We start from the raw sequence: 25003 nt of genomic DNA on the forward strand, positions 1-25003 counted from the left end.
AGAGAATAACGTCAGTAATATTTTTATTTCTTGATTGCCGATAATTACTTCTTTGTCAAGCTATCAGGGATTAACGTCACCGATATCGCATGCTTTTCCATAGGGAAAAACCGCCCCCCAGTGATTGTCATACGGCTGCTGCGACTACTAAATTTGATAAATTCTCACTCTGTTTCAGGCACGCTACCGCCCCTGGCCGTTAACCGAGGCCTATAAGGTCTGAGGCATCTGTAAATCGGTGTATTTTTCAGAGGCGTATCTGCGCGCAGGCGAACCTCTGAAAAAGCGGACAGTGAACCACCCACACGGGCTTACGCGAAGGCGCGTTCGTGCAATGAATTGGAATGAATGATTTTGACATCCTTGTAAGTCCAGGTTTTTATTCGCTGCGCAATTCAATCTGCTTCAGGTAGTTGCGCTTCTTTTTATAAGTGCCCTTGATGTCGTGCATCACAGGGTTAACCTTCACCACCCTTGCGTTCTCCTTATGAACGAGAGAGGAAGCTCGATTGACTTATGCGCCCCTGCGGTGTGCAGGCACTGGCGTAAATTGGAACGGACTTTCAAAGCCCCAGTTTGATAACCCACGCTTATGATTCAATCGTATAAATAGTGGAGAAAAGCATTAAGACCCGACTTTTCCTGTAAGTCCGTGCACGAATATAAAGTAATCAATGGACCTAAAGCAACAGCCTGACACGTTCTCTTATTGCTGATTTATATAAGGAAATTCTTAGATTTGGCTTTAAGTCATTGTTAGATGACTCATAATTTAGCCAGAAATATCTGAAAAAAATTTTTGAGAAAATTTATTCTCAGGCGGTCACTTCATTCAAATGAGGACAAACCAGTAAGCAAACATAACAACTTTCTCCGAGGGATTATTTTGGAGGGGCGATTGCCGTGATCGTTGCGCCCGGTACACATTGCCGAGGTTGAGGGTGCGGTGAAAGCGCCACCGCTATCTCTGTTTCACAAATAGCACTCAGTTTGGGACACATTTTCCTCTCTATCAGAGATGCCGGCAGATCTGGGCTTTAACCGAAAGGATATAATCCATTGCATTAGCGGGTTGCTATTAATGGAAAAAAGCAAAAGTGGTCATGTAGAATTATAAGAAATCGTCCTTAAGCTAAAACCTCATGACATTAAATAATGGTTATTTAGGACTTCACCATCCTAATTCGACGCCAAAACCGAAGTCTGAGTCCATGCCGATAACGGATCGCAATCTCGCGCTCTGGTATCGGCAGTTTGGCGATCCTGTTGATGTACTGACGCTGGAATCCTCCTCTTTATCCTCTTGTTCCGCTGACCTGCTTCGCGTGCAAATGCACTATGCGCCAGTGAACGCATCTGATCTGATCCCGATTACCGGTGCTTATCGTCATCGTGTCGCACCGCCACAGGTCGCTGGCTACGAAGGCGTGGGCACCGTGATCTCCGCGCCCTCTGCTTACTCACATTTAGTGGGGCAACGCGTGTTACCACTGCGTGGCGTGGGCTGCTGGCAACGTTATGTGGATATCTATCCACAGCTCGCTATTCCGGTACCAGAGGATATTACGAGTACGCTGGCCGCGCGCGCCTATATCAATCCGCTGGCCGCTTTGCTGATGCTACAGCAATGGCCGGTCAGCGGTAAAAATGTCCTGGTCACTGCCGGTGGTTCCGCCTGCGCACTGTTGCTGGCCCAGTGGGCTAAGCTGCACGGTGCACGACGTGTGGTGATGGTGTATCGCTCGTCAACACATGCAGAAAAGTTGCACGCCCTCGGCCTGACTGCGTTGCAGGAGACTGCGCGGGATGCGATTAAAACAGTGAGTGCGCAAACCGATATCGTGTTTGATGCTGTCGGCGGCGATGTGGGGCAGTTGATCTGGCGAACGCTAGCTGAGCACGCACAGTTTGTGGCTTATGGAGTATTGAGCGGCACGCCAGTAAAAGTGAATGCTACCCGCCCGGTGCTGCACTGGTTTCATGTGCGGCACACCTTGGGCGATATTGGCGCGGCACCGTGGCAGCAGCTTTTCATAGAACTCTGGCCGTTGCTGCGCGACAGCGAGTGTGGTGAGGTGGAAATTTTCCCAATGAGCGAGTGGCGCGCGGCTATTGAGAGTTATCACCAGTCGGGTCGCACGCGCAAACCTCTGCTGTGTCTGGACGAGTAAAGAGAGGCTAAGCAGCCTCTCTGTTCAATCGATTATTTAGCCGCAGCCTGCAGCCAGGCGACCACCAGCGGGGATAGCCGATTTTGCAGCGCCGCCCGTTCTGACTGGAACAGCGTCGCGACAAAGAACGGATGATCGGTCAGTTCAACACCGCGTACGTCACGATCCAAATCCCATGAAGTAATCTTTAGATTATTAGTGGCCAGCGCGTCACTGAATTCCGGGTTCACGCCGAAATTGCAGTGATACCCTTCATCACTTTCCAGCGCGCCGTAAGCTTGCGCAATCCGTGAGCCCGGTTGGAAAGTCACCGTGCCACGCTGTTCCACCAGCGAACAGGCCAGCGGCGCAATCACCCAGCGCCCACCTTCATCCGTTTCCGCATGCCCGGCATCTTCCCAACCCAGTACATTACGTGCGTACTCCACCACCGCATACTGGAAACCGCCACACGAACCGAGGAACGGTTTGTGGTTTTCACGCGCCCAGCGGATCGTCGCAAAGACACCTTCGTCGTTGAGATACGGGCTACCTGGCACGACCCAAATGGCATCGTAATCGTTCCAGTTGTGTTGATGGATGTCGGGAGTGGCGATCCAGTCGGCGGTGACGTCGAGCGAAAGGAATTTTGCGGCAAACTGTACAGCAGGAGGAATGGCTTGATGTGCAACGGCATTGGCACGGAAATCGCCAACAAGGGCGACACGAACTGACTGCGTCATGGCTACGTCCTTTTAGGGAAAAAACGAGGTTACAGCAAACATCACGACCTGTCTAAGCGCATTTCAGCGCGATATTACTCACTTTCGTTTGCGCGCATTTTGGTTATAGCCTGCTTTTTATACGGCTAAACATTCCTCTTTGTGGTGATTAACTCGACGGATGTTGACTACGCAATCGTTTACTTCTTTTACGGTTTTAATTAATTCGTAATTTTGTGCGCAGGATCAACAAATTAGCCATTTGGAAACTTTAGCCAGCCTATTACGCTCAACAATCAAACAATTGTGCTCAGTAAGTGCGCACGTGCGGTCTTTATATTGGTATAAATTATCATCTATAGCGTTATGTTCTGCAAAATGCGTCTTAAGCGGTTTATATCAGGAAAATGATCCCTGAGATCTCCAGTTAGCACGATTATTCTGATATAATGGCACACAGCAATATTTAACACTGATTTACAACTTCTTATAACGGCATTAACCCTACCTGTTACAAGTATTTCAGCGTGCAAAAAATGCTTGCCCTGTTGGCCTGATTCAGCCAAATTAGGCGCCGTTTTTCCTTTCTAATAACAATGTTGCGCGGGATTACTCAGCCCGACGCAGACTTAATTCCTGTCGTAAAACAGGCTATGTATAAACTGAGGTACATGTGTCAACTGCAAACAAACACACTGACGAGGCAGTAAGCCTCAACGCGTTCAAGCAACCGAAAGCGTTTTATCTGATCTTCTCCATCGAACTGTGGGAGCGTTTCGGCTACTACGGTCTGCAAGCCATCATGGCCGTTTACCTGGTGAAACAGCTGGGCATGTCCGAAGCGGACTCCATTACCCTGTTCACCTCGTTCAGCGCCCTGGTTTACGGCATGGTCGCGATTGGCGGCTGGCTGGGCGATAAAGTATTGGGTACCAAACGCGTGATTGTGCTCGGCGTGATCGTGCTGGCGCTCGGTTATGCACTGATCGCTTTCTCAGGTCATGACACTGCGATGGTGTACGTCGGTATGGCGACTATCGCCGTGGGTAGTGGCTTGTTTAAAGCCAACCCTTCTTCTCTGCTGTCTACCTGCTACGAGAAAGATGATCCGCGCATCGACGGTGCGTTCACCATGTTCTATATGTCGATCAACATCGGTTCTCTGTTCTCGATGATGCTGACACCGTGGTTGGCTGCACATTACGGCTGGGGCGCAGCGTTCTCGCTCTCCGTAGTGGGTCTGGTGATTACCTTACTGAACTTCCTGTTCTGCCAGCGCCTGGTGAAAAACTACGGTTCTAAACCGGACTTTGCGCCACTGAATGTCAGCAAATTGCTGATGACGCTGGTAGGTGTGGTGGCGCTGGTTGCCATTGCCGCCTGGTTGCTGCATCACCAAAGCATTGCGCGTATGTCGCTGGGCGTGATCGCCATCGGCATCGTGCTGGTGTTCGCGAAAGAAGCCTTTGCCCTGCAGGGTGCAGCACGCCGTAAAATGATCGTCGCCTTCCTGCTGATGCTCGAAGCGATTGTGTTCTTCGTGCTGTATATGCAGATGCCAACCTCACTGAACTTCTTCGCTATTCGTAACGTTGAGCATGCCATTCTGGGTATTACCTTCGAACCTGAACAGTTCCAGGCACTGAACCCGTTCTGGATCATGCTGGCCAGCCCAATTCTGGCAGCGGTTTACAACAAGCTGGGCGACAAACTGCCTATGCCACACAAGTTCGCGATTGGTATGGTGCTGTGCTCTGCTGCGTTCCTGGTGCTGCCATTTGGTGCCAAGTTCGCTAACGATGCCGGTATTGTGTCTGTGAACTGGTTGATCATCAGCTATGCACTGCAGAGTGTGGGCGAACTGATGATTTCCGGTCTTGGCCTGGCAATGGTGGCGCAGTTAGTCCCACAGCGTCTGATGGGCTTCATCATGGGTTCCTGGTTCCTGACCACGGCGGGTGCTGCAATGATTGCCGGTAAAGTGGCGAATCTGATGGCCGTACCGAATGATGTGACCGATCCGCATGCTTCACTGGAAGTTTACAGCCAAGTGTTCCAGCAGATTGGTATTGCGACCGGTGTGATCGCTATCCTGATGCTGATCACCGCGCCACTGCTGAACCGCATGACGCAGAGTGATGCTTCACAGCCTGAACTGAAAAGCGCTAACGCCAATCAGTAATGAAGGTGATGTGAATAAGCCGGGCAAACGTCCGGCTTTTTTATTTCCTGTTACTCATTTCTTTCCACCGCTTTAACGTTTCCTGCTGCCAAAGCTTCGCTTTTTATCCACTTCCCCGCATGATGACGGCTTCCTGTTAAACGTGCTGGAATCATCATGGATAGATTTGAAGAACTTCAGGTATTTGTTGCGGTGATTCAGCAAGGCAGCCTGGCCAGTGCTGCACGTTTTTTACAGCGCTCCCCTCCCGTTATTACCCGCACATTGAATGCCCTCGAGTCCCGGTTGGGCACGACCCTGATTGAACGCACCACTCGTCAAATGGCGCCCACAGAAGCGGGCTGGCAGCTGTTCGAACGGGCTCAGCAAATATTAGGTGATTATCAGCACGCGCTCGATAGCGCGCATCACAGTGGCCTGCAGGGGCTGCTGCGCATCACCGCACCCGTGCCTTTCGGCCGCCGCCATATCATGCCGCTGGTGAATGCATTCTTGCAGCAACATCCCGAGATGCAAATCGAAGTGGTGCTGAGTGACAGCTATCAGGATCTCATTGAGAACGGGTTGGATATCGCGCTGCGCATTGGCGAATTACAGGATTCTTCAATGGTGGCACGCAAAGTAGGCAGCGTGCGTTCGACGTTGGTGGCGAGCCCGGAATATCTTCGGCTTGCGGGTGCTCCCGCCCATCCGGCAGAGCTGCAGCAACATACGGTGATCACCAGTTTGCGTCACACACGCGAATGGCGCTTTGCACAGGATTTACGCGTGCGCATTTTGCCTCGTCTGCGCGTAAACGATATTGAAAGCCAGTTGGAAACGCTGCGTGGAGGCCAGGGGATTGGACGTTTGCTGTCGTACCAGGTGCTGGATGATATTCGTGATGGCAAACTGATCCGTTTATTACCCGAGTGGGAGCCTGCCCCCTTGCCGGTACAACTGGTCACACAGCGGGTTAAAAACATGACGCCTAAGGTGCGGCAGTTCTGGGACTATGCGCTGGAACAATTGCCTGCGCTACCTTGTTTTACGCAGGGAAAGTTTAAAGCGGACCGTAATTCCTGATCGCGGTCACTGGTAAAAAATTTTCGCAGATTTATGCTAATTCGATCACAACCACACTTCCAGGAGAAGCCATGATGAAACTCTATTGCAAACCCGGTGCCTGTTCGTTGTCACCGCATATTGTTGCGCGTGAATGCGGGCTGGACTTTACCCAGGTCAATGTCGATCTGCAGAAAAAGGTCACCGAGCAGGGAGAAGATTACTGGCAAATTAACCCCAAAGGACAAGTTCCGGCGCTGCAGTTTGATGACGGCAGCTTGTTAACCGAAGGCGTTGCCATTGTGCAGTATCTGGCGGATCTGAAGCCGGATCGCAATTTACTGGCACCGACCGGCAGCCTGACGCGCTACCACACCCTTGAATGGTTGAGCTTTGTCAGCAGTGAACTGCATAAAACCTTCTCGCCGCTGTTCCGTCCGGACACGCCGGAAGAGTACAAAGTGATTGTGCGGGCGCAGTTAGAGAAAAAATATCAGGCGGTGAATGAAGCGCTGCAGGATAAGCAGTGGCTGATGGGACTGCGTTTCACCGTGGCCGATGTCTACCTGTTTGTGGTCACGCGTTGGGCAAAAGCCATCAAGCTGGATTTGAGCGGGTTAACGGCACTTGAAGCTTGGTTTGATCGCGTGGCGGAGCGCCCTGCGGTGCAGGCAGCATTGAAAGCGGAAGGTTTGGTTTAAGCCGATTCAAGCGCACCCTGTGCGCCTGTTTTGCCTCGTGTCTGCAGGCCACCGGGTGGTCGCCTGCAGATTTCGCAGCCGTTACAGCCTCTCAGCAGCAAAGTGCTGAGTCGGTTGTGCAATTGCATCCTGCGCTGCCACCAGTTGCAATTCGTACTCGCCCATCTCGTGAGTTTTCAGCATCACTTCATACACTGCAGCGGTCACGTGTTCCAGTGCATCCTGTAACGATTTGCCGTGCAGCAGATCGACCAGCAGCAAACCACTGGTGAGATCGCCCACGCCCACCGGCTGACGAACCCCGAAATCCACCAGCGGACGGCTGATATGCCAGCACTCGTCAGCGGTGACCAGCAGCATCTCAAAGCGATCGCTGCGACGTCCGGCACGCGCCAGATGTTTCACCAGCACCACTTTCGGCCCTTGCGCCACTAACGCGCGTGCCGCCACTACCGCCTGCTCAACATTCGCCACTTCGTGGCCGCTGAGCATTTCCAGCTCCAGCAGGTTCGGCGCGATGATATCGCTGGCTGGCATCGCCATCTTGCAATGGAACTCCGCGACGCCAGGCGCCACAATGCAGCCCTTCTCGGGATGGCCCATCACCGGATCGCAGAAGAACCAGGCGTTGGGGTTAGCGGCTTTCACCTGACGCACGATTTCCAGAATCTGCTCGCCCTGCTCAGCAGACCCTAAATAGCCGCTCAGCACCGCATCACAGGTCTTCAGACGGTCAATCGCCGCGATGCCTTTGACGATGTCGGTGAGATGCGTAGCGGGCATCACAGTACCGGTCCAGTGACCGTATTGCGTGTGATTAGAAAACTGTACGGTGTTTAACGGCCAAACGTTTGCGCCCATACGGCGCATGGGGAATTCGGCGGCGCTGTTTCCGGCGTGGCCGTAAACCACATGAGACTGGATTGCGAGGATATTTTTCATTATTGCCCTGTACTGCCTTGCCATAAAAAAGGGCCGGAAACCGGCCCTCGAACCTTACTGCCAGTTAATCAGGCAGTAGTGCTTTTTACCGCGACGCAACAGCGTGAAGCGACCAAACAGTTTGTCGCTGTCGCTGAAACGATATTCGGCGTCAGATTGTTTTTCACCGTTGAGAGAAACGGCGTTGGAACCGATCATGGTACGCGCCTGGCCACGAGATGGCACCAGTTCAGCCGCCACCAGCGCCTGCTGCAGATCGTCTTCCGCTTTCAGGTTAATCACTGGCATACCGTCCTGTGCTAACTGCTCGAAGTCCGCTTCGGTCATCTCGGTCAGGCTGCCTGAGAACAGGCTGTCGGTAATACGCTTAGCGGCCGTCAGACCGGCTTCACCGTGCACCAGACGTGTTACCTGCTCTGCCAGCACGTATTGGGCGCGTGGCGCTTTACCGCTGTTCTTGTCTTCTTCTTCCAGCGCATTGATCTCTTCAATGCTCATAAAGGTGAAGAACTTCAGGAAGCGATACACGTCTGAGTCAGCAGTGTTAATCCAGAACTGGTAGAACTTGTATGGGCTGGTTTTCTTCGCATCGAGCCACACTGCGCCACCTTCGGTTTTACCGAATTTGGTGCCATCAGATTTGGTGATCAGCGGAACGGTCAAGCCCCACGCCTGCTGCTGATGCAGACGACGCGTCAGATCGATACCTGACGTGATGTTGCCCCACTGGTCAGAACCGCCAATCTGCAGCACCACATCGTGACGCTTGTTCAGCTCCGCAAAGTCGTAACCCTGCAGCAGGTTGTAGGAGAACTCGGTGTAAGAAATCCCCTGATCTTCACGGTTCAGACGCTGCTTCACCGCTTCGCGGTTGATCATCTGGTTCACCGAGAAGTGCTTACCGATGTCACGCAGGAAAGTCAGCACGTTCATGCCGCCAAACCAGTCGTAGTTGTTCGCTGCGATAGCACTATTATCGCCGCAGTCGAAGCTGAGGAAAGGCGCAACCTGGTTGCGGATCTTCTCAACCCATTCGCCCACGGTATCCGCGGTGTTAAGTTTACGTTCTGCTGCTTTAAAGCTGGGATCGCCAATCAGACCGGTGGCACCACCCACCAGCGCGACCGGCTTGTGTCCGGCGTCCTGAAAACGTTTCAGGCAGAGCAGCGGCACCAGATGGCCCAAATGCAAGCTATCAGCGGTCGGATCGAAGCCGCAATAGAGTGCAATTGGCCCTTGCGCCAGTCGCTCTGCTAACGCTTCCTCGTCCGTTACCTGGGCGACTAAGCCCCTTTCTTGCAATTGTTGTATCAGGTTACTGCTGGTCATCACTGACTCCAAATTGATCAGACTGCACCTAGGCTGGTACACAGCTTTCCGCTGAGATGCGGATACGAAAAAAATGAGGGCTATAGCATAAAGCGCTGACGCCAACTGCGCCAGCGTTGAAAGGGGGTAAAACGCAGTTTTACGGCGCTAAACGGTCAATCGTCCAGCCGTTGCCTTCACGTTGGTAGAGGAAGCGGTCGTGCAGGCGATGTTCGCCGCCCTGCCAGAACTCCACGGTATGGAATTTGACGCGATATCCGCCCCAGAAACTGGGTAAAGGCACTTCGCCTTGCTGGAATTTTTGCTTAAGTTCAAGGAACTTGCCTTCCAGCACACCACGCGCCGAAATACGGCTTGATTGCTTTGACACCCAGGCACCGATCTGGCTATCCCGTGGGCGGCTGCTAAAGTATTTCAGCACTTCCAGTGGCGACAGTTTTTCCACTTCACCCAATACCATCACCTGGCGTTCAAGAAAGTGCCATGGGAAATGCAGCGAGATGCGCGGATTGTCCGCCAGTTGCAGCGCTTTGCGGCTGCCCAGATTGGTGTAAAACACCATGCCTTGTTCATCGTAATGCTTCAGCAACACAATACGCTGATAAGGCTGGCCGCTGCTGTCCACAGTGGCGACGGTCATCGCCGTGGGATCGGGCAGTTGGGCATCGCACGCCTGCTTGAGCCAGTGTTCAAACAACGCCAGCGGATTGTCTGGCAGATCGTTACGTCTAAGCCCGCCGCGAGTGTACTCACGACGTAAATGGGCAATGTTTTGCAAGCTGTCACTGTCGCTCATGCTGATTCTCTTCGTTACTGGGCGGACGTATCCGCATTTTGCAATTCACAGTCATTAATCACGATTTTGTCATTACGCTCAACAAAAGCGCCATTGCCTTTCGACCAGAAGACATAAGTGCCGTCGCTGTAGCGCGCGCCGGAAGCCGATACGGTTTGCGTTAAGGTGAGCGGTTTACCATCCAGAATAAAGCTCACCTGCTGCTTCGGATTGTCCAGTGTCACCGTTAACGGTAACGTGCCGCACTGATAGCGCAATGTCTGTGGTGTAGGCTGCTCTTTGTGCATCATGCCGCAGCCACTCATCGCGACGACACAGCTCAACAGAATAACGATTTTTTTCATCTTTCACTCCTTAATGTGTCAATCGGGCATTCGCCGGATAAATGGCGCCCAATACACTCATTTCCCGTGCACCGGTGACGGCAGGCAAATTGCCTGGCAAACCGGACAAGGTGCGAAACGCCAGCCAGGCGAAGGCCAACGCTTCCATATCATCACCACTGATCCCGGCGTCATCCGTCGTCCCCACTTCTGTACCCGGCAAATGGGCCGCCAGCCGCGCCATCAGCAATGGGTTGCGACTGCCGCCACCACACACCAGCAGGCGATCGCAGCCATCATTGAGCTGAACTTGTTGAGCAATGGTCAATGCGGTGAGTTCGCTGAGTGTGGCCTGCACATCCTGCGGTGCCAGCGCCGGGAAACGCTGTAATTGACGTTCAACCCAGCCGAGATTGAAGTATTCACGACCGGTACTTTTCGGTGGTGGCAGCGCGAACCAGGGGTCGTTGAGCATTTCCTCCAGCAGTGCAGGCACCACCTGACCACTGCGCGCCCAGCTAGCATCCTTATCATAGGGCACGCCCTTATGACGCCAAATCCAGGCATCAATCAACATATTGCCAGGCCCGGTATCAAAGCCACGCACAGGCTGACCGGGGATCAATAACGACAGATTGGCAATACCGCCAATGTTGAGCACCATGCGCCGTTCAACGCTGTCCATCAACAGCGCCTGATGGAACGCGGGAACCAGTGGCGCGCCTTGTCCGCCTAAGGCCATGTCGCGACGACGAAAATCGGCCACCACGGTAATTCCCGTGGCGGCGGCGATTTGATTGCTGTCCCCAATCTGTAGCGTATTCGGGGCGTCGCTCTGCGGCTCATGCCACACGGTCTGACCATGACAACCTATTGCCATGATGTCGCTGGCTTCCAGCGATTGCTGCTGCATTAGCGTTAACACCGCTTCGGCAAATAGCTTGCCCAGCCGTGTATCCAGTTGGCCGAGTTGCGACAGCGTCAACGATTGCCCCTGACAGATTGCCAGCACCTGTTGCCGAATCTCCTGCGGCATCGGGTGACAATAGCTGGCCTGCTGCGCGACCATATGATTATCAATCACCGCCAGTACCACATCGACACCGTCGAGGCTGGTGCCGGACATCACACCAATATAGCGTCCTGATTTCATAGCGGTTCCTTACTCACGCGCGAGTCTTCAATTTGATTCTGTTTAGCCTGGCAAATATCAGCGGCTAATTCTATGATAAAATTCCGCTTTTCAACCGCACCGCACATGGCATTTCAGCGATAAAATATTTTCAGCACGAAATTGAATTTTTGTTGAGGGGCAATGGTCTATCCTTCGCCTCAGCCGCGTAATATTTGGACATAGAGTCAATTGCCAGCTTTCTGTCTTATACTCTTGCTGTAGAGGACGAGAACATGGCGTTTTTTTGCATTAAGGAGCTTTCTGATGATTAAGCGTTTTGTAGCCGTGGCACTGACCGGCCTGACGCTGGCAGGTTGTGTCAGCAATGACACCCTTTCCGGTGATGTGTATAGCGCCAATGAAGCCAAACAAGTACAAAGTGTCTCATACGGTACTCTGGTGTCGGTTCGCCCGGTTAAAATCCAGGGTGGCGATGAAAATAACGTGATTGGCGCGATTGGTGGTGCGGTGCTGGGTGGTTTCCTCGGTAACACCATTGGTGGCGGCACCGGTCGTAGCCTGGCCACAGCAGGCGGTGCGGTACTTGGCGGCGTAGCAGGCCAGGGCGTGCAGGGTGCGGTCAACAAGTCTGACGGTGTTGAGCTGGAAATCCGTAAAGACGATGGCAACACCATTATGGTGGTGCAGAAGCAGGCCGCAACCCGTTACTCAGTGGGTCAGCGCGTCGTCATGGCGTCGAATGGCAGCCAGGTGACCGTTTCACCACGTTAAGCGAACAGATAAAAAAAACCGACGCCAGCGCGTCGGTTTTTTTATTTCTCGCGGTTTTGGAACTCGAGAATGTTTTTTTCCAGTCGAGCAATCAGCGTGACCATTTGATTAATCTCTTCGAGGCTGATGCCCGAAAGGATGTCATCGCGGGTCGCATCAATCACATTTTCAACCTGCTCGATAATCGGCTCGGCCTGCTTCGTCAACTTAATGCGTTTGGCACGACGGTCGTTAGCACAGGTGGCACGCGTGATGAGTCCCTTCTCTTCCAACTGATCCAGCGTACGCACCAGCGAAGGTTGTTCAATACCAATGGCTTTGGCCAGCTGGATCTGCGACTGCTCTGGCGGAAGTTGATGAATATTGTGTAACGTCACCCAATGCGTTTGTGTCAACTCAAGCGGCTTCAAACGCTGGTCAATCAAGGCACGCCAGATGCGTACCAGCCGAGACAGGTCTGTACCGAGGGGCGTATCCATTTCATCTCCTTATAATTAGCTTGCTAGCTATCAAGCCAGATTTTACACTATTCTGCGAGTTTACAGGACAAATTACAAATCCCAGGCCAGACGGCACGCTCTCTTCTACGCTAGTTTGAGAGAGAACCTGGGACAATGAAGGATGAAGACACGTGTCCATTACCGCACTTTCCGCCACCGCTCCGCTTACCGACCTGGTATTTGGTGCCTCGCTGTTCTTTCCGCCGCTGTTTAAAGCTGTGCTGCTGGGTTTCTTTTTCTGGTTACTGATTCACCCGTTGCTGCGCGGCTGGATGTACTCCGGCGACATCTGGCATCCCACCTTAATGGATCTTTCCCTGTTTGTTCTGTGCGTCACTGGCGCACTGTGGATACTGAGCCTCGGATAAATCACCATGAAATTCAACCCTTTTAAATACTTTTCAACACTGGTGGTGTTTGCCCTGGCCCTGATTGCCGGCTGGTGGATGTGGAACTACTACATGCAGTCACCGTGGACACGTGATGGCAAAGTGCGCGCTGAGCTGGTGGATATCACACCGGAAGTGTCTGGCCGCATCATTGATCTCAAGGTGCATGACAACCAGTTTGTGCATAAAGGGGACATCCTTTTAAAGATCGATCCCGTGCCCTGGCAAATTGCGCTGGATAATGCAGATGCCCAACTGGCGAAGGCGCAATCCGATTTGGCCAAAGCCCAACACGAAGCCAATCGCCGTGCCAGCCTGCCACGTAATGTGATCTCAGCAGAAGATATGGATGCCGCACGACTGACAGCGAACGCCGCAGCAGCAACGGCTAAAGCGGCACAGGCGAGTCTGGATCAGGCGCGCTGGAATCTGCAACAAACCACCCTTACCGCGCCCACCGACGGTTGGATCAGCAACCTGACGCTGCGTCCCGGCAACTACGCCACCGCCGGAACACCGTTGTTCGCCCTGGTGGATAGCCACTCCTATTATGTAATGGGCTATTTCGAAGAGACCAAACTGCGTCACATTCAGCCCGGCGCCGACGCGCAAATCGTACTCTACAGTAATGGCACTCGCTTACAGGGAAAAGTGGAGAGTATCGGGCGCGCTATTTACGATCAGAGCGTTTCAACCGATGGCGGTTTAGTGCCAGACATCAAACCCAACGTGCCTTGGGTGCGCCTGGCACAGCGTGTGCCGGTACGCATTCGTTTGGATGCGATCCCTGATGATGTTCCGCTCGTGGCGGGCACCACCTGTACGATTTCCATCGCACATTGAGGCCGTCATGAATCTGCAGTGGCTGGCCTGGCAAAATCTGCCGTGGATTAAAGCAACCGGCGGCGAATGGCGCTATGCCTTGCGTAATGCGATTGCGATGTGTCTGGCGCTCACCATCGCCTATGCGCTGCAACTGGATGAACCCTATTGGGCGATGACCTCCGCCGCCGTGGTGAGTTTTCCCACCGTCGGCGGTGCGATCAGTAAAAGTCTGGGGCGTATTGTCGGCAGTCTGCTCGGTGCCACCGCCGCGCTGCTGATTGCCGGGCATACGCTCAACGAACCCTGGCTATTTGCCTTTTTTATGGCCGGCTGGCTGGCGTTTTGTACCTGGATCGCCAACCACTATCAAAACAATGTCGCCTACGCATTCTCTCTGGCCGGGTACACCGCAGCGATCATTGCCTTTAGCAGCGTCAATATTACCGATGTGACCCAATTGTGGGATATCACTCAGGCGCGCGTTTGCGAGGTGATTTCAGGCATTTTATGTGCCGGACTGATGATGATGGTTTTGCCCAGTACATCAGATGGCAACACCTTGATGACTTCACTGCGGCAGATGCACGCCCGTCTGCTCGACCATGCAGTTTTACTGCTGCAACAAAGCAGTACTGATAACGTGCGCACCGCGCATGAGAATGTCATCAGCCAGATTCTCACTATGAACTTGCTGCGTATTCAGGCCTTCTGGAGCCATTACCGCTATCGCCGTCAGAACAACGTGCTTAACTATGTTTTGCACCAGCAGTTGCGCCTGACCAGCGTTCTCTCCAGCCTGCGCCGCATGCTGCTTAACTGGCCCGACGCACCACCGGAACTCTACACCGCCATTCAACAGTTGTTACACGAACTCGCATTGCCGCAGTGTGATAAATATCGTCTGGCGCGCATACTGCGTAGTGTAACACCGGACGCCACCGGCGATTATCGTCAGCGCGCGTTTGTTCAGCGTTTACGTTATTTCTGCTGGGTTTACCTCAACGTTAATCGCTGGATACGTTTGATTGAGCGCGCAGACGCCGATACGCGCTTTCAACCGCCAAAAGTGCCCTCTCTGGCACGTGAAAGCGACAGCGCTGAAGCCGGCTGGAGTGCGTTGCGCACCTTCAGCGTGATCTTGCTGGGCTGCGCTTTCTGGATTGGCACACAATGGGATGCGGGTGCGGCAGCCCTGACGCTGACGGCGATTGCCTGCGTGCTCTACTCTTCCGCTCCCTCCCCCAGCGGCAGCGTGTCACTGTTGCTGAAAACCCTGCTATGGCTGTCGGTGTTTAGTTTTCTGCTGCAATACGGTTTGATGGTACAAATCAGCGCCCTGTGGCAATTTCTGCTGGTGCTGTTTCCGCTGCTGATCACCTTGCAACTGTTTAAGCTGCAGCAGAAAAAACGCGCGGGGATGTGGGGACAATTTATTGTGTTTATGGGTTCATTTATTGCCGTCACCAACCCGCCAGACTGGGATTACCAAAGCTTTCTCAACGATAATCTGGCCAAAGTGTGTGGCGTGCTGCTGGCATGGATGGCTTTTCAGGTACTGCGCCCCAGCTCCGATGCGCGCCGTAGCCGCAGGCATATTCGCGCGTTACGCCATGCATTTCTTGACCAGCTGCGACGCCATCCACGTCTCAGCGAAAGCCACTTTGAATCGCAGATCTACCATCACATTAGCCAGCTGAGTAGTAGCCGTGATGAACAGGCGCGTGTCTGGTTACTGCGCTGGGGCGTGGTGCTGCTCAACTGTTCTCATATTGTCTGGCAATTACGCGAATGGCGGCCAGCCTCAGCCACTCTGGCGCAAATGCGCGATAGCAGTTTGCAGGATCTGCAACGGATTATGAGCCTGCGCGGCGTGCGTCATACTTCGTTGCAGGCCACGCTGGATGAGCTGGAAGGGATGATTGCGCAACTGCAGCAGCAGCCTGATAGCGAAGCCAATACGCTGGCGGGCATTTTATGGCGCCTGCGCTGTTCGTTAGCACAGTTAAGTCAGGCGGTGCCGGATTAATTACTGGCAATATTGTGTGGTCTGGCGGTTAAAATCGTCCTGCAACTGCTGCAAGGTTTTGTGCCCTTCAAAACGGGTTTTGTCTTGCTCGGTCATCGGCTCAATCACCAGGTATCGCTCCTCATACGAATAGATAAAGCGACGATCGAGAAACGTGCCGGTGAAACTTTTCCCCCGGATTGAGCCGCAAACCGTGGTTAACGTGCGGTGAAAAAACTCGGTGTGCAGGAAATTGGTTTCGGTGGCGCTACGCAGCACATTCTGACAGCCCTGTGCCTGTAACTGTTCGAGCGTGTGCGGGGTAAGCCACTCCCGTCCGCGAGCGATATCTTCACAACTTGCACGCAGCGGGTTGGTATCAATGGTGCGCTGTAACTGGCGGCTGGTGTCTAACCTCAACTGCGTTTCGTTGGGTTGATCACATCCCGCGAGTAATACACATAACAGCAAAATCCCACGCGTTTTCATTCCTGCCCCTGAGAGGTTTTATTCCTGAATCAACATCATAGGACGGATAGCGTGCGGAGTGTAGCGGGAAAGTGGGTCAGACTTTTTCCGGCAGTGAAAAGATGCAGACGGCAGATTGCCTGCCGCCTGAGAGTTTAAATCACACCGCAGGCAAATCGGGCACCGCCTCCCCCTAACGGTTGCGGATGATCTGCATGATTATCGCCACCCACATGAACCATTAACGCCTTCCCTTTCACTTCGCTCAGCGATTTTATACGCGGCGCCACCACCGGATAATCGGCCTTGCCATCGTCAGTGACATACAGAGCAGGCAGATCGCCCAGATGACCGTCGGCGTAAGGCCCGAGATGTTTGCCGGTGTTTTGTGGATCCAGATGTCCACCCGCTGCGCCGGCCGCAACAGTTTTGCCATCCGATTGACCAGGCTCACAACTGCCTTTGGCATGCACATGGAAGCCGTGAATACCCGGTTTCAGGCCGGTTAGTGCGGGCGCGAACTGCAAACCATATGGCGTTTCACTGATAGTGACTTTACCAATGGCGGCGCCGATACCCTGTGCGGTGACCTCATGCAATGTCACCTCTTCAGAGGCGGCCTGAGCGCCAGCAGCACAGACCAGCGCCAGTGTGGCGATGAGAATTTTTTTCATAACGTCTCCTTACGGTTGAAATGCCCTGTAAGCCTGGACCGGAATAGGCCAGGCTGCCGTAATTTGACGTAGTTTTACGCTTCAGGGCACATCAAAACCGAGTGCCGCTTTGCGAATGCGGAACCACTGCTGACGATCGAGCGTCAGTTGGCAAGCGCCTGCCGCTTCGCTGACGCGCGTGGCTTTACCGGATCCGATGATTGGCAGTGGGCGGCTTGGCAATTTCATCACCCATGCATACACCACCTGTTCAATGCTGCTCGCGCCGATTTCCTGTTTGACCTGCTCAAGCTCATCACGCAGCGGCTGATAATGCGCATCGTTAAACAGACGTCCACCGCCTAAACAGGACCATGCCATCGGGCGGATGCGCACCTGCTGACACTGGTCGAGCGTGCCATCGAGCAGCGTTGACTGTTCCAGCGGTGAGATTTCCAGTTGGTTGGTCACCAGGCTAAACGGCAGGCGAGATTGCAGCAGCGTGAACTGGGAAGCGGTAAAGTTCGACACGCCGAAGTGACGCACTTTGCCGCTCTGATGCAGTGCCATAAAGGCTTCGGCCATTTCATCTGTATCCATTAACGGATCCGGGCGATGAATCAGCAGCAGATCGAGATAATCGGTGTTGAAGTAGCGCAGGGAATTTTCCGCACTGTGCAGGATGTGGCTGGCCTCGGTAATGTAATGGCCAATTTTATGTTCCGGTTTGGCGCGTGTTGCAATGCCGCATTTGGTGACAATCTGCAATTTTTCACGCAGCCCCGGCGCCAGACGCAGCGCCTCGCCAAAAGCGGCTTCACAACCGTAGTTACCATAAATATCGGCGTGATCGACAGTGGTGATGCCCAATGACAGATGATGCTCGATAAAAGCCACTAACTGCTGCGGCGTCATGCCCCACTCCAGCAGGCGCCAGTAGCCAACGATCAGCGGTGAGAATTGAGGTCCCTGCGGGGCGATAGTTTGCGGTTGTAACATCGGTAAACTCCCTTGAACGCGAAAGCGGAAAGCGAAGCTGGGAGTATAACGGAAAGGCAAATCATCGTTTTCTTAAAACAGTGAGGGTTGTTCCGGATCATGATTCTCATCGACTTTTTGTTGTCGATGCAGGCGCAGCCAGCGTTGGCGACATAACCGCAACACATCACGTTTTTGCGCATCGGTAAACTTCATCCAGTTAAAGCGTTCCTCACGGCTACGCAGACAGCCGCGACAATAGCCGCGCGCATCACTCTGACAGATGCCGCGACACGGGCTGGGAACAGGAAAGAACTCTAATTGCTCGGCCACATCCACTCCGGTTTAACAATAAGCTTTATATTGATAACAGCTTAGTGACATTGTGCAAAGCGTATACGTAGTTCGCCCAGATTTCATCCAGTCGTCACCACGGAAATGGATATTTACCATTGATCTCAGCGCAAAAACCCTTGGTTGGGTACTGTTTAATAAGCGTTAAGGTTTTCCTCATATTGAATTCATACGATTGTCACATTCCATCCTGCTACTGAGTTTTCATGAAATTCCCGAACAAGTTACAGTGCCATGCCAACAGTTTTAATCTGATTGCCGCCCTGTTTTTTACCCTCGTGCTCAACGCCCTGTTTCTACTGCGGGCGTGGGAAATTATCCCTTACGATCGCCTTCACGATTACCTGTTTGCTGCCAGCATTCCGGTGGTGCTGGCCTCTGCGTTCTATCTGATTTTCTCGTTGCTGGCATGGCCCTATGTTCGCAAGCCGCTGCTTATTCTGTTGGTGCTGGCCAGCGCCGCCGCTAACTACTTTATGCACAGCTTCGGTACGGTGATCGACACCAACATGATCGAAAACGTGTTTGAGTCAGATGCTCAGGAAGCTGGAGCACTGATCAGCAGTGGTTATGTGGTGTGGATGATCTTGATGGGGTTGGTGCCCGTCGCCGCCATCTGCATGGTGCGCATTAAAACGGGCCAACGCTGGTGGTGGAGCCTGCTGCAACGCCTGGCCGGGGCGCTGGGTGCGATTTTGCTGATTCTACTGATGGCGGTGCTGTTCTACAAAGATTACGCTTCGCTGATTCGCAACAATAAAGGGCTGGTGAAAATGATCACCCCGGCCAATATTGTCAGCGGCACCGGTCATTACGTTGATCAGCGTTATCTGCAAGGCAGCCAGGCGTTGGTCAAAATTGGCCAGGATGCCAAAAAAGGCCCGCTGATCGCCGCGGAACCGAAGAAAACGCTGGTGGTATTAGTGGTCGGCGAAACCGGACGTGCTGAGAACTTCTCTCTTGGCGGCTATGCGCGTGAAACCAATCCTGAACTGAAAAAACAGCAGGTTATCTACTATCCCGACGCCAGTTCCTGTGGCACGGAGACCGCCATTTCAGTGCCCTGTATGTTCTCCAACATGCCGCGAGAGCATTACGACGCCAACCTGGCGCATCATCAGGAAGGCGTGTTAGATATTCTCGCCCACGCCGGGGTCAGTGTGTTGTGGCGTGAAAACGATGGCGGCTGTAAAGGCGCCTGCGATCGCGTGCCGCACACCGATATGACGCAGTGGAATTTGTCGCAATATTGCCACGATGGTTTCTGTCTCGATGATGTTCTGCTGCATCGTTTTGATAACTATGTGGACAGTCTGCACAATGACGGGATTATCGTGTTACATCAAATGGGCAGCCACGGTCCAGCCTATTATCAGCGCTATCCGGCGGAATTCCGTCGCTTCACGCCAACCTGCGATAGCAACCAGATTCAGGATTGCGATCATCAGGCGTTGGTGAATACCTATGATAACTCTCTGTTGTACACCGACGATATGGTGAGCCGCACCATTGATAAACTCAAAGCTTTGAGCGATCGCTTCAACGTAGCGCTGGTCTATCTCTCAGACCACGGTGAATCACTGGGTGAACACGGTATGTATCTGCACGGTGCGCCTTATATGTTTGCGCCCTCACAGCAGACACATATCCCACTGTTGATGTGGATGTCACCAGGCTATGCGTCGGCGTTCCACATTAACGAGACCTGTTTACGCCAGCAGGCCGCGAGTGAGAAAGTGTCGCAAGACAATCTTTTCCATACGGTTTTGGGCATGTTCAACATCCAAACGCAAGAGTACCAACCGCAACTGGACATGATCAGATCGTGCCAAAATGCCGGATAAGGTTTGCATTAGACCGACTGGTCTAATACTGTGTGGCCCATGAACAAGACTGTGCAACGCAACGAAACCCGTGAACATCTGCTCGCTACTGGCGAGCAGGTTTGTCTGCAACGCGGTTTTACCGGCATGGGCCTGAGCGAAATGCTGGCGCTGGCGGAAGTGCCAAAAGGATCGTTTTACCACTACTTCCGCTCCAAAGAAGCTTTTGGCGTGGCGTTGCTGGAACGCTATTTCGTTAACTACCTGCAGCAGGTCGATCAGCAGTTAAATCATCCGGGCTTGTCAGCGCGGGAACGTTTGCTGGCACACTTCCGCTATGGCGCCACGCTGTTTATCGAGCAAGGCCATATCGTGGGCTGTTTGGGTGTGAAGTTATCGGCGGAAGTCTGCGATTTATCAGAACCGATGCGTGATGCCTTGCAGCATGGTGCCAGTGCCATGATCGCGACTTATGCCCGCTGTTTGAGCGAAGTCGCCGCTGAACAGCCGCTGCCTTGTGGACAAACGCCCGAGCAACTGGCACAGCGCTGTTACCTGTTGTGGTTAGGCGCCAGTTTGCAAAGCAAAATTTCGCGAGAGTCAGGCCCGATTACCCTGGCACTTGAAACCATTGAACAGTGGCTGAATGGCCACTGATTTTTAAAAACCGCAGTTTCTAGACGACCGGTCTACTTATAGGAGTCATCATGGCGAGTAAACAGCTGTTCTCCCCACTCAAAGTGGGCGCGATTACCGTACCTAACCGTGTATTTATGGCACCGCTGACGCGTCTGCGCAGCATTGAGCCGGGCGACATCCCAACCCCGCTGATGGCAGAATATTATCAGCAGCGCGCCAGCGCCGGTCTGATCATTACTGAAGCAACGCAGATCTCTTTCCAGGCGAAAGGTTATGCTGGTGCACCGGGTTTGCATACTCAGCAGCAAATTGCCGCGTGGAAAGTGATCAACGAAAGCATTCATGCGGCGAAAGGTCACAGCGCGGTGCAACTGTGGCACACCGGCCGTATCTCGCATAACAGCGTTCAGCCGGAAGGCAAAGCGCCTGTTGCACCTTCAGCTCTGGCTGCGGGCACGCGTACCTCATTGCGTGCTGAAGATGGCACCGTTTACCGTGAAGATACCTCCCTGCCGCGTGAATTGAGCGTGGCGGAAATTCAGCAGATCGTAAAAGATTTCGGTCAGGCGGCGGCAAACGCGCGTGAAGCCGATTTCGACCTGCTGGAGCTGCATTCTGCCCACGGCTACCTGATGCACCAGTTCCTGGCACCGGGTTCCAACCAGCGTACCGATGAATACGGTGGTTCGATTGAGAAACGCGGTCGATTCGCGCTGGAAGTGGTGGATGCGGCGATTGCTAACTGGTCTGCCGATCGTATCGGCATTCGCATCTCGCCAATCGGAGCCTTCCAGAATCTGGAAAATGGTGCCGATGAAGAAGCTGCCGCGTTGTGGTACATCTCCGAGCTGGGCCAGCGTGGTCTCGCGTATCTGCACCTGTCTGAACCAGACTGGGCCGGTGGCCAGCCTTACAGCGATGCTTTCCGTGCAAAAGTGCGTGCGCTGTTCCCAGGCGTAATTATCGGTGCGGGTGCTTACAGCGTTGAGAAAGCTGACGACCTGATTGCACGTGGCTTGATTGATGCCGTGGCCTTTGGTCGCGACTTTATTGCTAACCCGGATCTGGTTGAGCGTCTGCAGCAAGACGCACCGCTGAATCCACAGCGCCCGGAAAGCTTCTACGGCGGCGGCGCTGAAGGCTATACGGATTATCCAAGCCTGTAAGAATCAAGCTGCCGCACCGGATGTGCGGCAGTGCTGTTTCTTCAGGGCATTAACTGGCTATACTTGCTAGTCTTTGTCATTCCCTGATGACTTTTCAAAAGAGGATGTTATGCGTTTACTTCACACCATGTTACGCGTTGGCGATCTGCAACGTTCTATCGATTTTTATACCCGTGTGCTGGGCATGCGCGTACTGCGTCAGAGCGAAAACACCGAATACAAATACACCCTGGCTTTCGTGGGTTACACCGAAGAGAGTGAAGGCGCGGTGATCGAACTGACCTACAACTGGGGCGTGGACAAGTACGACCTCGGTAATGCTTATGGTCATATCGCGCTGGGCGTCGATAACGTCGCTGAGACCTGCGAGCGCATCCGCAGTGTCGGTGGCAACGTGACGCGTGAAGCCGGTCCGGTAAAAGGCGGCACCACCATTATTGCCTTTGTTGAAGATCCCGATGGCTACAAAATCGAGCTGATCGAAAACAAACATGCTGGTCACGGCCTCGGTCACTGATGCCGTTAGTCAGTCTGCTAATTTGCAGGCTGACTTCCCTCTCCTGCTGCACCCTCCTTTAATTTTTGCCATAATGCGCGCTGCCCCATTTCTTGCTATGAGATCCTGATGTCTGAATCGAACGCCTTAAACGCTCTTCATCAACGCTTCCGTGGTTTTTATCCTGTGGTTATTGACGTCGAAACCGCCGGCTTTAACGCGCAAACCGATGCACTGCTGGAAATTGCGGCCACCACGCTCAAGATGGATGAGGACGGTTGGTTACACCGTGATGAAACCCTGCACTTTCACGTTGAGCCGTTCGAAGGCGCGATCCTGAATCCTGCGGCGCTGGCGTTTACCGGTATCGATCCCTCCAACCCTTTACGCGGCGCGGTAAGCGAATACGAAGCGCTGCATGCTATCTTCAAGATGGTGCGCAAAGGCACCAAAGATCATGGCTGTAATCGCGCCATTATCGTGGCGCACAATGCGACTTTCGATTTGAACTTTGTGATGGCCGCCGCCGAACGCGCCAGCCTGAAGCGTAATCCCTTCCATCCTTTTGCGACCTTTGATACCGCGGCACTGAGCGGTTTGGTGTTGGGACAGACGGTGCTGGCAAAAGCCTGCAAAGCGGCGGGGATGGAGTTTGATAGCACGCAGGCGCACTCCGCGCTGTACGACACCGAGCAAACGGCCACGCTGTTCTGTGAGTTGGTGAATCGCTGGAAACGTTTGGGGGGCTGGCCACTGGCTTTCAGTGAAGAACAGACTGAAGACGATGCCTCTGCCTGATGGGTTGATTGGCTGATTGCCGGATGAGTGCGCAAAGAAAAGGCCGACATGTGTCGGCCTTCGCAATTATTCCGCTTCTTTATACTTCTCAGCGGTTTCTTTTACCAGCGGCTGCAATTCGCCACGCTGGAACATCTCAACGATAATGTCGCAACCGCCGACCAGCTCGCCATCCACCCACAATTGCGGGAAAGTCGGCCAGTTGGCGTATTTTGGCAATTCTGCACGGATATCCGGGTTTTGCAGAATATCCACATACGCGAAGCGCTCGCCACAGGCAGAAAGCGCCTGCACAGCCTGTGCAGAGAAACCGCAGCTTGGCAGTTTCGGGGAACCTTTCATGTATAACAAAATCGGGTTTTCTGCGATCTGGCGCTGAATTTTTTCAACAGTACTCATTATTGCCTTCCTTAATACTTCACTTCGTGTTTGTTTATTGTAGCGACTTCAGCCCCGCACTGAAAACGGGATTTTGCGTTACCGACCAGCTGATCGCCATGTTTGTTAAGTGCTGAGGGTACAGATAACATTTTCATATCATTAATAAGCATGAACAAATTAATAATTAGCAATAATTTCGCTGCGTTAAACAGCTGAAATCGCTCAATTTAGCGACATTATCTACCTGGTAACAGATTAATAGAAAAAGGCCTTACCTTTTGGAAAAAAAGTGGATTAGAATTGCTTCGGCGCTGATCGTTGATCAGATTTCTCTTACTCTGCCGCAGCCTGCTTTTTGCCAGACTGCTTAACCTGTACCGGACTATGCGTTTACTGATTACGCTTTTCATACTGGCTTTTGCGCAACTGTTTTTTAACGTGGCTTCTGCTTCGCAGCATGCCCCGATTAATGCCAGTTTGCATAACGCCGAGAAAAAAAGTGCGCGCGAAGATGAGCGCCGCAAGCGACGCCCGGTTAAAACAACGGCTAAAAAGTCTCGCCTGACCACCGTGCAGAAGCTCAAGCTGAAAAAGCAGAGTAAAACCGAAACCGCCTTAAACAAATCCAGCCGCAAAAAATCCCTGCTGAAGTCGCCATTGAAAAAGTATGGCCATCAACGCCTCGCGAAAAAGTCCCCGGATGTGGACGATGAAGTTCAGGGACTCACTGGCATCAAGATGAGCAAATCCCACCGCCTGCGCTACCAAAAGGCACGCGAAACCGCGATGACGAAGTTGATGGGACAACTGGGCAAGCCTTACCAGTGGGGTGGCACCTCACCCCATACCGGTTTCGATTGCAGTGGTTTGGTCTGGTATGCCTATAAAGATCTCGTCAAATACAAATTCCCACGCACGGCGAATGAGATGTATCACCTGCACGATGCCGCGCCCATTAAGCGTGAGATGCTGGAGAAAGGGGATTTGGTATTCTTCCGCATCAATAATCGCGGGACTGCCGATCATGTGGGCGTTTACCTCGGCAACGGTAAATTTATTCAGTCACCCCGCACCGGTAAAGACATTCAGATTAGCGCATTGGGCGAAGACTACTGGCAGAAACACTATGTCGGTGCGCGCCGTATGATGACTCCAAAAACTATTCGCTAATTGTTGCGCAACATCCTGTGGCTCTCGCCACAAAAAAAGCCGGACGCTTAATCAGTGCCGGCTTTTTTTATTGATGCGCTTTGAATTAATGAAGAATGGCGGTGAAGCTAAACGCAATAATCATCAACAGTGCGCCAACCGTGGTCATTAGCGCCAGCTTTAAATCTGTACTCATCACTACTCCTTAGTCACACATTTATTAGGGTTAAAACAATTTTCGCACAGCGGTGGGCAAAAATCTCGTCTTATCCGCGCTGGCTTGC

General features: G+C 53.0%; 27 protein-coding genes. 14 read left to right on the forward strand and 13 right to left on the reverse strand.

Annotation, left to right across the window (positions count from 1 at the left end):
* The first annotated feature begins 1211 nt into the window (after positions 1 to 1211).
* Positions 1212 to 2171, forward strand: a complete 960-nt coding sequence (locus tag F3J37_RS02340; protein WP_166931576.1) for a zinc-dependent alcohol dehydrogenase family protein — start codon at positions 1212 to 1214, stop codon at positions 2169 to 2171.
* Positions 2172 to 2203: 32 nt separating this feature from the next.
* Here F3J37_RS02340 and F3J37_RS02345 read toward each other — a convergent pair whose 3' ends face one another.
* Positions 2204 to 2893, reverse strand: a complete 690-nt coding sequence (locus F3J37_RS02345; protein ID WP_166931577.1) for a CTP synthase C-terminal region-related (seleno)protein — start codon at positions 2891 to 2893, stop codon at positions 2204 to 2206.
* 652 nt (positions 2894 to 3545) lie between these two features.
* Here F3J37_RS02345 and dtpA point away from each other — a divergent pair.
* The 3 genes from dtpA (at position 3546) to gstA (ending at position 6799) form a co-directional block, all read left to right on the forward strand.
* Positions 3546 to 5054, forward strand: a complete 1509-nt coding sequence (gene dtpA / locus F3J37_RS02350; protein ID WP_166931580.1) for a dipeptide/tripeptide permease DtpA — start codon at positions 3546 to 3548, stop codon at positions 5052 to 5054.
* A gap of 156 nt (positions 5055 to 5210) precedes the next feature.
* A complete protein-coding gene (locus tag F3J37_RS02355; protein WP_166931583.1) occupies positions 5211 to 6119 on the forward strand; it encodes a LysR family transcriptional regulator in 909 nt (302 codons plus the stop codon).
* Positions 6120 to 6193: 74 nt separating this feature from the next.
* Positions 6194 to 6799, forward strand: a complete 606-nt coding sequence (gstA, locus tag F3J37_RS02360) for a glutathione transferase GstA (protein ID WP_182059077.1) — start codon at positions 6194 to 6196, stop codon at positions 6797 to 6799.
* Positions 6800 to 6880: 81 nt separating this feature from the next.
* Here gstA and pdxY read toward each other — a convergent pair whose 3' ends face one another.
* The 5 genes from pdxY to anmK form a co-directional block, all read right to left on the reverse strand.
* Entirely contained in the window at positions 6881 to 7741 is an 861-nt protein-coding gene (gene pdxY, locus F3J37_RS02365) for a pyridoxal kinase PdxY (RefSeq protein WP_166931589.1), read from the reverse strand.
* A 54-nt stretch (positions 7742 to 7795) separates the two neighbouring features.
* A complete protein-coding gene (gene tyrS, locus F3J37_RS02370; protein WP_034821575.1) occupies positions 7796 to 9070 on the reverse strand; it encodes a tyrosine--tRNA ligase in 1275 nt (424 codons plus the stop codon).
* Between the two features lie 139 nt (positions 9071 to 9209).
* Positions 9210 to 9866: a pyridoxamine 5'-phosphate oxidase gene (pdxH, locus tag F3J37_RS02375; protein WP_045834198.1), complete on the reverse strand. Its 657-nt coding sequence runs from the start codon at positions 9864 to 9866 to the stop codon at positions 9210 to 9212.
* A 14-nt stretch (positions 9867 to 9880) separates the two neighbouring features.
* Positions 9881 to 10210 (reverse strand): MliC family protein, encoded by a 330-nt coding sequence (locus F3J37_RS02380; protein ID WP_160869826.1) that lies wholly within the window; start codon positions 10208 to 10210, stop codon positions 9881 to 9883.
* 10 nt (positions 10211 to 10220) lie between these two features.
* Entirely contained in the window at positions 10221 to 11342 is a 1122-nt protein-coding gene (gene anmK / locus F3J37_RS02385; protein WP_166931592.1) for an anhydro-N-acetylmuramic acid kinase, read from the reverse strand.
* Between the two features lie 285 nt (positions 11343 to 11627).
* Between anmK and slyB the strand changes: the two genes are divergently transcribed.
* Positions 11628 to 12095 carry an outer membrane lipoprotein SlyB gene (gene slyB / locus F3J37_RS02390; protein ID WP_034821586.1) on the forward strand — a complete coding sequence of 156 codons (468 nt, stop codon included), beginning with the start codon at positions 11628 to 11630 and terminating at the stop codon, positions 12093 to 12095.
* 41 nt (positions 12096 to 12136) lie between these two features.
* On the opposite strand, the gene slyA is transcribed toward slyB, so the two are convergent.
* Complete coding sequence (gene slyA / locus F3J37_RS02395; protein WP_034821588.1) at positions 12137 to 12574, reverse strand: transcriptional regulator SlyA; 438 nt, start codon at positions 12572 to 12574, stop codon at positions 12137 to 12139.
* Positions 12575 to 12726: 152 nt separating this feature from the next.
* Between slyA and F3J37_RS02400 the strand changes: the two genes are divergently transcribed.
* From F3J37_RS02400 to F3J37_RS02410, 3 genes are read left to right on the forward strand one after another with little or no spacing between them, the layout of a single operon-like run.
* A complete protein-coding gene (locus tag F3J37_RS02400; protein ID WP_038647264.1) occupies positions 12727 to 12963 on the forward strand; it encodes a DUF1656 domain-containing protein in 237 nt (78 codons plus the stop codon).
* Between the two features lie 6 nt (positions 12964 to 12969).
* Positions 12970 to 13827, forward strand: coding sequence for an efflux RND transporter periplasmic adaptor subunit (locus tag F3J37_RS02405; RefSeq protein WP_058959762.1), 858 nt, complete (start codon positions 12970 to 12972; stop codon positions 13825 to 13827).
* 7 nt (positions 13828 to 13834) lie between these two features.
* On the forward strand, positions 13835 to 15835 hold the full coding sequence (locus tag F3J37_RS02410) for an FUSC family protein (RefSeq protein ID WP_166931595.1): 2001 nt from the start codon (positions 13835 to 13837) through the stop codon (positions 15833 to 15835).
* On the opposite strand, the gene F3J37_RS02415 is transcribed toward F3J37_RS02410, so the two are convergent.
* The 4 genes from F3J37_RS02415 to F3J37_RS02430 form a co-directional block, all read right to left on the reverse strand.
* The gene (locus F3J37_RS02415; RefSeq protein WP_034821596.1) at positions 15836 to 16303 is read right to left on the reverse strand and encodes a hypothetical protein; all 468 of its coding nucleotides are present in this window, start codon (positions 16301 to 16303) and stop codon (positions 15836 to 15838) included.
* Between the two features lie 134 nt (positions 16304 to 16437).
* On the reverse strand, positions 16438 to 16956 hold the full coding sequence (sodC, locus tag F3J37_RS02420; protein ID WP_034821608.1) for a superoxide dismutase family protein: 519 nt from the start codon (positions 16954 to 16956) through the stop codon (positions 16438 to 16440).
* 81 nt (positions 16957 to 17037) lie between these two features.
* Positions 17038 to 17934 carry an aldo/keto reductase gene (locus F3J37_RS02425; protein WP_166931598.1) on the reverse strand — a complete coding sequence of 299 codons (897 nt, stop codon included), beginning with the start codon at positions 17932 to 17934 and terminating at the stop codon, positions 17038 to 17040.
* A gap of 72 nt (positions 17935 to 18006) precedes the next feature.
* Complete coding sequence (locus F3J37_RS02430) at positions 18007 to 18246, reverse strand: DUF1289 domain-containing protein (protein WP_034821614.1); 240 nt, start codon at positions 18244 to 18246, stop codon at positions 18007 to 18009.
* A gap of 227 nt (positions 18247 to 18473) precedes the next feature.
* Between F3J37_RS02430 and eptA the strand changes: the two genes are divergently transcribed.
* The 5 genes from eptA to rnt all read left to right on the forward strand — a co-directional run bounded on the left by eptA (position 18474) and on the right by rnt (position 23189).
* The gene (gene eptA, locus F3J37_RS02435; protein ID WP_166931601.1) at positions 18474 to 20111 is read left to right on the forward strand and encodes a phosphoethanolamine transferase EptA; all 1638 of its coding nucleotides are present in this window, start codon (positions 18474 to 18476) and stop codon (positions 20109 to 20111) included.
* Between the two features lie 39 nt (positions 20112 to 20150).
* Complete coding sequence (locus F3J37_RS02440) at positions 20151 to 20747, forward strand: TetR/AcrR family transcriptional regulator (RefSeq protein ID WP_166931604.1); 597 nt, start codon at positions 20151 to 20153, stop codon at positions 20745 to 20747.
* A 50-nt stretch (positions 20748 to 20797) separates the two neighbouring features.
* A complete protein-coding gene (locus F3J37_RS02445) occupies positions 20798 to 21895 on the forward strand; it encodes an alkene reductase (protein ID WP_058959756.1) in 1098 nt (365 codons plus the stop codon).
* Positions 21896 to 22004: 109 nt separating this feature from the next.
* The gene (gene gloA / locus F3J37_RS02450; RefSeq protein ID WP_034821634.1) at positions 22005 to 22412 is read left to right on the forward strand and encodes a lactoylglutathione lyase; all 408 of its coding nucleotides are present in this window, start codon (positions 22005 to 22007) and stop codon (positions 22410 to 22412) included.
* A 108-nt stretch (positions 22413 to 22520) separates the two neighbouring features.
* Positions 22521 to 23189: a ribonuclease T gene (gene rnt / locus F3J37_RS02455; RefSeq protein ID WP_045813980.1), complete on the forward strand. Its 669-nt coding sequence runs from the start codon at positions 22521 to 22523 to the stop codon at positions 23187 to 23189.
* Between the two features lie 66 nt (positions 23190 to 23255).
* Here rnt and F3J37_RS02460 read toward each other — a convergent pair whose 3' ends face one another.
* Positions 23256 to 23591 (reverse strand): Grx4 family monothiol glutaredoxin, encoded by a 336-nt coding sequence (locus F3J37_RS02460; RefSeq protein ID WP_176505800.1) that lies wholly within the window; start codon positions 23589 to 23591, stop codon positions 23256 to 23258.
* Positions 23592 to 23954: 363 nt separating this feature from the next.
* On the opposite strand from F3J37_RS02460, the gene F3J37_RS02465 reads away from it, so the two are divergent.
* Positions 23955 to 24740, forward strand: a complete 786-nt coding sequence (locus F3J37_RS02465) for a C40 family peptidase (protein WP_045834204.1) — start codon at positions 23955 to 23957, stop codon at positions 24738 to 24740.
* Positions 24741 to 24825: 85 nt separating this feature from the next.
* On the opposite strand, the gene cydH is transcribed toward F3J37_RS02465, so the two are convergent.
* Positions 24826 to 24915 (reverse strand): cytochrome bd-I oxidase subunit CydH, encoded by a 90-nt coding sequence (cydH, locus tag F3J37_RS02470; protein ID WP_097119278.1) that lies wholly within the window; start codon positions 24913 to 24915, stop codon positions 24826 to 24828.
* Positions 24916 to 25003: the final 88 nt, after the last annotated feature.

Source organism: Candidatus Pantoea communis (assembly GCF_011752685.1).
Lineage (GTDB): Bacteria > Pseudomonadota > Gammaproteobacteria > Enterobacterales > Enterobacteriaceae > Pantoea > Pantoea communis.